This is a genomic window from Kitasatospora sp. NPDC029367 (assembly GCF_055569135.1).
This window is the reverse complement of record NZ_JBVHYH010000035.1, coordinates 73,243-82,818: the sequence shown is the minus strand read 5'-3', so window position 1 is coordinate 82,818 and position 9,576 is coordinate 73,243. Positions and strand designations below refer to the sequence as shown.

The window sequence follows — 9,576 nt, the reverse complement described above, 5'->3', positions numbered from 1 at the left end:
GGCGACCGACTATTGGTCGCCCAGCATATGCGCCGCCCCCGCCCCCCCCCCCCACCCCCCCCTCCCCTCCCCCCTCCCCCCCCCCCCCCGCCCCCCCCCCCCCCCCCCCCCCCCCCCCCCCCCCCCACACCCCGCCCGGGCGGGGCCGACGAGGACTACTCGTCCTCCGCCCCCTCCTGGCTCTCCCGGGTCGTGCCCGGCCCCTCCGCCTCGGCCGGCCGCTCGGCCGTCGCGTGCCCGGACACCGGCTTCTCGCCGGTCGGGCCGACGTTCTCCCGGCGGCGCAGGTAGCGCTCGAACTCGCGCGCGATGGCGTCCCCGGAGGCCTCCGGCAGCTCCGCCGTGTCCTGCGCCTCCTCCAGCTGCTGGACGTACTCGGCGACCTCGCTGTCCTCGGCGGCCAGCTGGTCCACGCCCAGCTGCCAGGCCCGGGCGTCCTCGCCGAGCTCGCCCGGCGGGACGCGCAGGTCCAGCAGGTCCTCCAGCTTGTTGAGCAGCGCCAGCGTGGCCTTGGGGTTGGGCGGCTGCGCCACGTAGTGCGGCACCGCGGCCCACAGCGTCACGGCCGGCACCCCGGCGTGGGTGCACGCCTCCTGGAGCACCCCGACGATCCCGGTCGGGCCCTCGTAGCGGCTCTCCTCCAGGTCCAGCCGGCGGGCCAGGTCCGGATCGGAGGTGACCCCGCTGACCGGCACCGGCCGGCTGTGCGGGGTGTCGCCGAGCAGTGCGCCCAGGATCACCACCAGTTCGACGCCCAGCTCGTGCGCGAAGCCCAGCAGCTCGTTGCAGAACGAGCGCCAGCGCATGCTCGGCTCGATCCCGCGGACCAGCACCACGTCCCTGGTCACCGGCTCGGTCACCCGGACCACCGACAGCCGGGTGGTCGGCCAGGTGATCCGGCGCACGCCGCCGTCCAGCCAGACCGTCGGACGGTTGACCTGGAAGTCGTAGTAGTCCTCGGCGTCCAGGGCGGCGAACACCTTGCCGCCCCAGGTCTCGTCCAGGTGCGCCAGGGCCGCGGAGGCGGCGTCGCCCGCGTCGTTCCACCCCTCGAAGGCGCAGACCATCACCGGGTCGATCAACTCGGGAACATCTTCCAACTCGATCACCCAGCGTCTCCCTCCGGTCGGCGGTCGGACCGGCACCGCCCCGGCTGGCTCGCCGGGGCAACGACGGGCCGGCTGCCGCCTGTCGAACCTCTCGTCTCCCGTGGAACGGCTCGCTCCACGGTCCCTACCTGCCCAGCCTACGGGCTTTGATGCGCATGGCGGCCGGGCACCGGGACAGTCTGGGGGAGCGGGCCGCCCTGATCCAGCGGATATCCGGCCCGCGGCGACTGACGCGGCGTCAGGCGGCCAGGTGCGGACGCACGGTGCCTGACCGGCGACGCTGCGCCACGGGGGGCGGGCCGGGCGCGGCGGCGCGATGATGGGGCGGGGGCCGGGCGGAAGGGGCCGACCGATGAACCGATGGCTGTGGATCGGCGCAGGTGCGGGTGCGGGCGCGGCGGCGCTCGCCGGGGCCGCGCTGCTGGTGGCGGACCGGGCCGGGCGCCGGCTACCGGTGGAGCACGTCACCGAGGGCGGGCTGGAACTCTCCCAGCCGCCCGGCGCGGTCTGGGAGGTGCTGACCGACATCGACCTCTATCCGGCCTGGCGCCCGGGCCTCACCCACGTCGAACGGCTGCCCGCCGGGGCCGGCGGACGCCCGCGCTGGCGCGAGTACGACCGGCACGGGCACACCACCTACGAGGTGGTGGCGAGCGAGGCCCCGTACCGGCTGGTGACCGGCATCGCCGACCGGGACCTGCCCTACGGCGGCACCTGGACGTACCGCCTCACCCCGGCCGGGTCCGGCTGCTCGCTGACCGTCACCGAGCACGGCGAGGTCCGCAAGCCGCTGTACCGGGCCGTCTCGCACTACCTGTCCGGCGAGGACGCCACCGTGCACCGCTACCTGGGCGCCCTGGCCCACCGGATGGCGGCCTGAGCCCGACGGATCCCAAGAGGGGTCCACCCGGCTCCTACGAGGGGTCCACCCAGCCGCGCCGGTAGGCCGCCCAGTTCTCCGGCGTCGCGGCGAAGTCCACGTACAGCGCGACCCCGAAGTTGGCCCGCCGCAGGTCCTCCCGGCCCAGGCCCAGCCGGACGCCCCGGACGGCCGCCGGGACGGTCTCCGCGTCGCCCCAGTGGCCCCACTTGTCGTCCCAGAAGAACGGCAGGCCGATCAGGAGGTCGACGTCCGGCGGGGTGGCGGCCAGGGCCAGCTCGGTCTGCCGCGCGACGTAGCCGCCGTACAGCGGCTCGGTCGGCATCGAGGTGTCGTAGGTCATCACCGCGACCTGGTCGACCCGGCGGGCGGTCTCCCGGAAGTACGCCCGGTCCCACCACTTGCCGTGGTCGGTGAGCAGGATGCCGGCCGTGTGCAGGCCGGGGACGGGGTCGATCTGGGGGGCCGCCACCGACAGCTTCGCGCCGCGGGCGGCCGTCACCGGGCGGACCAGGTCGAGCAGGGCGAGCCAGCCGGCCGAGCCGGGGCGGATCGGCTCCATGTCGAAGTGCACGCCGTCGAAGCCCTGGTCCAGCACCTGGGCCGCGGCGGCGGCGACCCGGTCCCGGGTGGGCGCGTCGTCGAGGTCCATCGCGTCCCGCTCGGGCTTGACCTCGTCGCCCAACCAGCCCTGCAGCCGCACCCCCGGCAGCGCCCGGTGGGCGGCCTCGGTGAACCAGCGGGCCGTCGGGTGGACGGCGGGCGGCAGCGAGCCGTCGTGCTCCAGCGGCCCGGTGTGGACGTACAGGTCGCGCACGCCGGTGCCGGCCAGCTGCCGGGCCAGCGCGGCGACGTCGGCGTCGGTCTTGCGGCCGTCCACCCAGGCGTGGCCGAGCCAGACGGCGTCCCGGCCCCGGGTGCGGGCCTCGGCGGCCGGTTCACCCGAGTAGTGCAGCCGGATCGCGATGAACAGCGAGCCCAGCGCGGCGACCGGTACGGCCGCCGCCAGCCCCAGCGCCACCAGGGCGCGCCCCCACCACGGCAGGCCTCTCCAGCGGCGCAGCGGCGCCCCCAGGGCCCGCCCGATCCGCCGTGCGACGTTCCCGAATCGGATCACGCGACTGTTCCCCCCTCGCGGTCGAGCGCTCAGGATACGGAATGCACCCGCAGGCCGGGCCGTGGGCCGGATACCCTGGCCACGTGCGGGCCCGAGCAAGCGGGCTCGCAAAGCCGACAGCCGTCGCACCAGGGAGACGCCCCATGGCCACTGCAGCCAACCCGTCCATCACTCAGCAGAGCCGCGCGAACGCACTGCGTGAAGCGCTCGCCACCCGGGTGGTGGTGGCCGACGGTGCGATGGGCACCATGCTCCAGGCGCAGGACCCGACGCTGGAGGACTTCCAGAACCTCGAGGGCTGCAACGAGGTCCTCAACGTCACCCGCCCGGACATCGTCCGCTCCGTCCACGAGGCCTACTTCGCGGTGGGCGTGGACTGCGTGGAGACCAACACCTTCGGTGCCAACTTCTCCGCCCTGGGCGAGTACGACATCGCCGAGCGGATCTTCGAGCTGTCCGAGGCCGGTGCCCGGATCGCCCGCGAGGTGGCCGACGCCCACGCCGCCGACGGCCGTACCCGCTGGGTGCTCGGCTCGATCGGCCCCGGCACCAAGCTGCCGACCCTCGGCCACGCCCCGTACGAGACGCTGCGGGACGGCTTCCAGCGGAACGCGGCCGGTCTGATCGCGGGCGGCGCCGACGCGCTGCTGGTGGAGACCAGCCAGGACCTGCTGCAGACCAAGGCCGCGATCCTCGGCTCCAAGCGTGCCCTGGCCGAGGCCGGACTGGACCTCCCGGTGCTGGTGCAGGTGACGGTGGAGACCACCGGCACCATGCTGCTCGGCTCCGAGATCGGTGCCGCGCTCACCGCGCTGGAGCCGCTGGGCGTCGACTACATCGGCCTCAACTGCGCCACCGGCCCGGCCGAGATGAGCGAGCACCTGCGCTACCTGGCCAAGAACGCGAGGATCGGCCTGTCCTGCATGCCGAACGCGGGCCTGCCGGTGCTCGGCAAGGACGGCGCCCACTACCCGCTCTCCCCGGCCGAACTGGCCGACGCCCACGACGTGTTCACCCGGGAGTACGGCCTCTCGCTGGTCGGCGGCTGCTGCGGCACCACCCCCGAGCACCTGCGCCAGGTGGTCGAGCGGGTGCAGGGCCGTCCGATCGCGCCGCGCGAGCCGAAGCCGGAGCCGGCGGCCTCCTCGCTCTACCAGGCGGTGCCGTTCCGTCAGGACACCTCGTACCTGGCGATCGGCGAGCGCACCAACGCCAACGGCTCGAAGAAGTTCCGCGAGTCGATGCTGGCCGGCGACTGGCAGGCCTGCGTGGAGATCGCCCGGGATCAGATCCGGGACGGCTCCCACCTGCTGGACCTGTGCGTCGACTACGTCGGCCGGGACGGCGTCGCCGACATGAAGGAGATCGCGGGCCGGCTGGCCACCGCCTCCACCCTGCCGATCGTGCTGGACTCCACCGAGCCGCCGGTGCTGCAGGCCGGTCTGGAGGCGCTCGGCGGCCGCGCGGTGCTCAACTCGGTCAACTACGAGGACGGCAACGCCCCCGACTCGCGCTTCGGGAGGATCGCCTCGCTGGCCCGTGAGCACGGCGCCGGCCTGATCGCGCTGACCATCGACGAGCAGGGCCAGGCCCGCACGGCCGAGACGAAGGTCGAGATCGCCGAGCGGCTGATCGCCGAACTCACCACCGACTACGGCATCGACGAGGGCTCGATCCTGGTCGACTGCCTCACCTTCACCCTGGCCACCGGTCAGGAGGAGTCCCGCCGGGACGGCATCGAGACCATCGAGGCGATCCGCGAGCTCAAGCGCCGCCACCCGAAGGTGCAGACCACCCTGGGCCTGTCGAACATCTCCTTCGGCCTCAACCCGGCCGCCCGGGTGGTGCTCAACTCCGTCTTCCTGCACGAGTGCGTGGAGGCCGGCCTGGACTCGGCGATCGTGCACGCCTCCAAGATCCTGCCGATCTCCCGGATCCCCGAGGACCAGCGCGAGGCCGCCCTGGACCTGGTGTACGACCGCCGCCGGGACGGCTACGACCCGCTGCAGCGCCTGCTGGAGCTGTTCGAGGGCGTCTCCACCGCCTCGGTGAAGGCCTCCAAGGCGCAGGAGCTGGCCGCGCTCCCGCTGGAGGAGCGGCTGCAGCGCCGGATCATCGACGGCGAGCGCAACGGCCTGGAGGCCGACCTGGACGAGGCGCTGGGCGTGCGCCCGGCGCTGGAGATCATCAACGACACCCTGCTGGCCGGCATGAAGGTGGTCGGCGAGCTGTTCGGCTCCGGCCAGATGCAGCTGCCGTTCGTGCTCCAGTCCGCCGAGGTGATGAAGACCGCGGTGGCCCACCTGGAGCCGCACATGGAGAAGTCCGACAGCGAGGGCAAGGGCACCATCGTGCTGGCCACCGTCAAGGGCGACGTCCACGACATCGGCAAGAACCTGGTCGACATCATCCTGTCCAACAACGGCTACAACGTGGTCAACCTGGGCATCAAGCAGCCGGTCTCGGCGATCCTGGACGCCGCGCAGGAGCACAAGGCGGACGTGATCGGGATGTCCGGCCTGCTGGTGAAGTCCACCGTGATCATGAAGGAGAACCTGGAGGAGCTGAACCAGCGCAAGCTGGCCGCGAGCTTCCCGGTGATCCTCGGCGGCGCCGCCCTGACCCGCGCCTACGTGGAGCAGGACCTGCACGAGATCTACGAGGGCGAGGTCCGCTACGCCCGGGACGCCTTCGAGGGCCTGCGGCTGATGGACGCGCTGATCGCGGTCAAGCGCGGCGTGCCCGGCGCGGCCCTGCCGGAGCTCAAGCAGCGCCGGCACGCCAAGGTCGAGGTGGCTGAGCCGGAGCCCGAGGTCAACCTCGGCCAGATCCGCTCCGACGTCGCGCTGGACAACGCGCTGCCCGTCCCGCCGTTCTGGGGCGACCGGATCGTCAAGGGCATCCCCTTCGCCGACTACGCCTCCTGGCTGGACGAGGACGCGCTGTTCAAGGGCCAGTGGGGCCTCAAGGCCGCGCGCAGCGGCGACGGCCCGTCCTACGAGGAGCTGGTGGAGACCGAGGGCCGGCCGCGGCTGCGGGCCTGGCTGGACCGGCTGCAGACCGAGGGCTGGCTGGAGGCGGCCGTGGTCTACGGCTACTACCCGGCCAACTCCAAGGGCGACGACCTGATCGTCTTCCACGAGGACGGCACCGAGCGGACCCGCTTCACCTTCCCCCGCCAGCGGCGCGGCCGCCGGCTCTGCCTGGCGGACTTCTTCCGCCCGGAGGAGTCCGGCGAGCGGGACGTGGTCGGGCTCCAGGTGGTCACCATGGGCAACCGGATCTCCGAGGCGGCCAACGAGCTGTTCGCCGGGAACTCCTACCGCGACTACCTGGAGCTGCACGGCCTCTCCGTCCAGCTGGCCGAGGCGCTGGCCGAGTTCTGGCACGCCCGGGTCCGTTTCGAGCTGGGCTTCTCCGGCGAGGACCCGCAGGACGTCAAGGACATGTTCGCCCTCAAGTACCGGGGCGCCCGCTTCTCGCTCGGCTACGGGGCCTGCCCCGAGCTGGAGGACCGCGCCAAGATCGCCGAGCTGCTCAAGCCCGAGCGGATCGGCGTGGTGCTGTCCGAGGAGTTCCAGCTCCACCCGGAGCAGTCCACCGACGCCATCGTGATCCACCACCCCGAGGCGAAGTACTTCAACGCACGGTAACCCGTACGTCCTTCTCCGTTCGCTCTTTCCGGGCGAAGCGGGCGTATCCTGGATGATCCTGAACGGGCCGGTCCGCTGACCAGCGGGCCGGCCCGTGCCATCCCCGGGACCGTCCTGGGCGCAGCCGGAAGGACTTGCCATGACGACCAGCTCCACCGCCGCCCCGGCGCTCGACCTCGGGCCCGAGCCCGGCCTCCAGGCGGTGCTGCTGGACATGGACGGCACGCTGGTGGACACCGAGGACTTCTGGTGGCAGGCCGAGGTGACGCTCTTCGCCGAGCTGGGCCACCGGCTGGACGAGCAGGACCGGGCGCACGTCGTCGGCGGACCGATGACCAGGGTGATGGAGTACCTGGTCGCCCGCACCGGGGTGGACATCGCCCCGGCCGACCTGGGGGTGCTGGTCAACCAGCGCTTCGTCGACCTGCTGGGGGGCGGGGTGCCGCTGATGCCGGGGGCCGAGCGGCTGCTCAACACCCTTGCCGCGCACGGCGTTCCGGCCGCGCTGGTGTCCGCCTCGCACCGGCACGTGATCGACATCGTGCTGCGCTCGCTGGGCGCCGACCGGTTCGCCTTCACCATCGGCGGGGACGAGCTGCCGCGCACCAAGCCGTTCCCCGACCCGTACCTGGAGGCGGCCCGCCGGCTGGGTGCGGAGCCGGCCCGCTGCGTGGTCGTCGAGGACACCCCGACCGGGGTGCGGGCGGGCGAGGCGGCGGGCTGTCCGGTGATCGCGGTGCCCTCGGTGGCGCCGATCGAGCCGGCCCCCGGGCGGCTGGTGCTGCCGTCGCTGGAGCAGGTCGATCTCGAACTGCTGCGGTCGCTGGTCGCCTCGCGGGTCCAGGGCGCGGCCACCCACTGGATGTGATTGTCATCTCATTGCGCGCCGACCCTACCGGCCGGTAGGCGGCCCTGCCGGGCCGGCACCGGCGGTCCGGTGGGGAGAAAACGGGCAATGGCTGACAACTCGTCGGGCGCGCCGTGATGCCCCCAACGACCGTGTCCCAAACGTCATCTGCACGGGTATCGGTCGTGCGTGTTCGATATGGCACGCTACTCGGGTTCGCGACACCCCCGAAGGACGCTCCCGTGAAGACTTCAGCTGAACGCCTGGCAGCACTCGGCTGCGCCGGTCTGGTCGCCGTGACGGTGGCCGGTTGCGGATCGGTCACCGACGCCGTCAAGGGGGACAGCGGCGGCAAGTCCATCACCATGGGGACCGCCCAGCTCACCGGCGTGCTGGACCCCGCGGTGGTCTACGACTCCGGTTCCTGGCTGGTGCTGCGCAACACCTTCCAGTCGCTGCTGACCTTCCCGGCCGCCGCCAGCACGCCCTCCCCGGACGCCGCGCAGTCCTGCGACTTCTCCGGCGGCGAGGCCACCGAGTACCACTGCACCCTGCGGCCCGGCCTGAAGTTCTCCAACGGCCACCCGCTGACCGCCGAGGACGTGGTGTTCTCGATCCAGCGGACCAAGAAGATCAACGACCCGAACGGCCCGGCCGGCCTGCTCGCCTCGATCAAGAGCGTGGAGGCCAAGGGCGACAGCGAGGTGGTCTTCCACCTGGCGACCCCCGACGCCACCCTGCCGGCCAAGCTGGCCTCCCCGGCCGGCGCCATCGTCGACCACCAGGTCTACCCGGCCGACAAGGCGCTCGCCAACGACAAGGTGGTCGGCTCCGGCCCGTACCGCTTCGACTCGGTCGAGGGCATGGCCGGCGGCAAGCAGCTGGGCAAGGTCGTGCTGGTCCCCAACGACAAGTACAGCGGCGACGCCAAGCTGCGGAACAGCAAGTTCACCGTCCGGTACTTCGACAAGCCCGCCGACCTCAAGGCGGCGCTGGACAAGGGCGACGTCGACGTCACCGACAACAGCCTGGAGCCCAACACCGCGGCCCAGATCCGCTCGGACCAGCAGGGCGGCAAGACCGACCTCCAGGTGGTCGAGGGCGACAGCAACGACACCCGCTCGCTGGCCTTCAACACCAAGGACCCGGTGCTCTCCAACGTCGGCGTCCGCCAGGCCGCCGCCGCGCTGCTCGACCGCAAGGCGCTCGCCCGCGACGTCTTCGCCCGCACCGTCCAGCCGCTGTACGCGATGGTCCCGGCCGGCGTCACCGGCCACACCACTGCCTTCTTCGACCGCTGGGGCGACCAGGACGTGGCCAAGGCCAAGAAGGCCCTGACCGACGCCAAGGTCCAGACCCCGGTCAAGCTCACCCTCACCTGGTCCCGCTCGCGGGCCGGCGGCGGCGAGGCCGAGACGATCAAGAAGCAGCTGGAGACCGGCGGCCTCTTCCAGGTGACGGTCCAGCAGGAGGCGGACTGGGACGCCTACAAGAAGGGCTGGACCGAGGGCAAGTACCAGGCGTACATCATCGGTTGGTTCGCCGACTACCCCGACCCGGACAACTACCTCGCCCCGCTGCTGCTCGACGGCGGCGTCTTCCACACCGGCTGGGACGACCCGAGGATCAGCCAGAAGCTGATCCCGGACGGCCTCAAGCAGGCCGACCGCAGCGCCGCCTCGGCGGGCTACGCGCAGGTCCAGCAGATCGTCGCGGACACCGTCCCGCTGGTCCCGCTCTACCAGAACAAGTCCTTCTACGCGGCCCGCCCGGACATCACCGGCGTCGAGTCCACCGTCGACACCACCGGCTTCTTCCGCTTCTGGGAGATCGGCCGCAGCGGCAAGTAGCGCGCGACGCACGGCGGGGGGGGGGGGGGGGGGGGGGGGGGGGGGGGGGGGGGGGGGGGGGGGGGGGGGGGGGGGGGTGCGGGGGGGAGGGCATGAGCCCAGTACAGACCTTGTGTGTAC

6 protein-coding genes are annotated in these 9,576 nt (G+C 72.7%); 4 read left to right on the top strand and 2 right to left on the bottom strand.

The window, feature by feature from the left end:
* Positions 1-155 precede the first annotated feature (155 nt).
* The gene (locus tag ACZ4W5_RS20370) at positions 156-1,109 is read right to left on the bottom strand and encodes a PAC2 family protein (protein WP_465655942.1); all 954 of its coding nucleotides are present in this window, start codon (positions 1,107-1,109) and stop codon (positions 156-158) included.
* Between the two features lie 352 nt (positions 1,110-1,461).
* Between ACZ4W5_RS20370 and ACZ4W5_RS20365 the strand changes: the two genes are divergently transcribed.
* Positions 1,462-1,989, top strand: coding sequence for an SRPBCC family protein (locus ACZ4W5_RS20365; protein WP_465655941.1), 528 nt, complete (start codon positions 1,462-1,464; stop codon positions 1,987-1,989).
* Between the two features lie 34 nt (positions 1,990-2,023).
* On the opposite strand, the gene ACZ4W5_RS20360 is transcribed toward ACZ4W5_RS20365, so the two are convergent.
* Positions 2,024-3,106, bottom strand: a complete 1,083-nt coding sequence (locus ACZ4W5_RS20360; RefSeq protein WP_465655939.1) for a glycoside hydrolase family 18 protein — start codon at positions 3,104-3,106, stop codon at positions 2,024-2,026.
* 143 nt (positions 3,107-3,249) lie between these two features.
* Between ACZ4W5_RS20360 and metH the strand changes: the two genes are divergently transcribed.
* From metH to ACZ4W5_RS20345, 3 genes are all read left to right on the top strand, one after another.
* A complete protein-coding gene (metH, locus tag ACZ4W5_RS20355) occupies positions 3,250-6,759 on the top strand; it encodes a methionine synthase (RefSeq protein WP_360230338.1) in 3,510 nt (1,169 codons plus the stop codon).
* Positions 6,760-6,898: 139 nt separating this feature from the next.
* Positions 6,899-7,627 (top strand): HAD family hydrolase, encoded by a 729-nt coding sequence (locus ACZ4W5_RS20350; protein ID WP_465655938.1) that lies wholly within the window; start codon positions 6,899-6,901, stop codon positions 7,625-7,627.
* A gap of 221 nt (positions 7,628-7,848) precedes the next feature.
* Complete coding sequence (locus ACZ4W5_RS20345) at positions 7,849-9,456, top strand: ABC transporter substrate-binding protein (RefSeq protein ID WP_360230334.1); 1,608 nt, start codon at positions 7,849-7,851, stop codon at positions 9,454-9,456.
* The last annotated feature ends 120 nt before the right edge of the window (positions 9,457-9,576 follow it).

Coding starts and splice junctions, on each gene's coding strand:
- metH (WP_360230338.1), top strand. CDS start 3,250: ATGGCCACTGCAGCCAACCCGTCCATCACTCAGCAGAGCCGCGCGAAC.
- ACZ4W5_RS20365 (WP_465655941.1), top strand. CDS start 1,462: ATGAACCGATGGCTGTGGATCGGCGCAGGTGCGGGTGCGGGCGCGGCG.
- ACZ4W5_RS20350 (WP_465655938.1), top strand. CDS start 6,899: ATGACGACCAGCTCCACCGCCGCCCCGGCGCTCGACCTCGGGCCCGAG.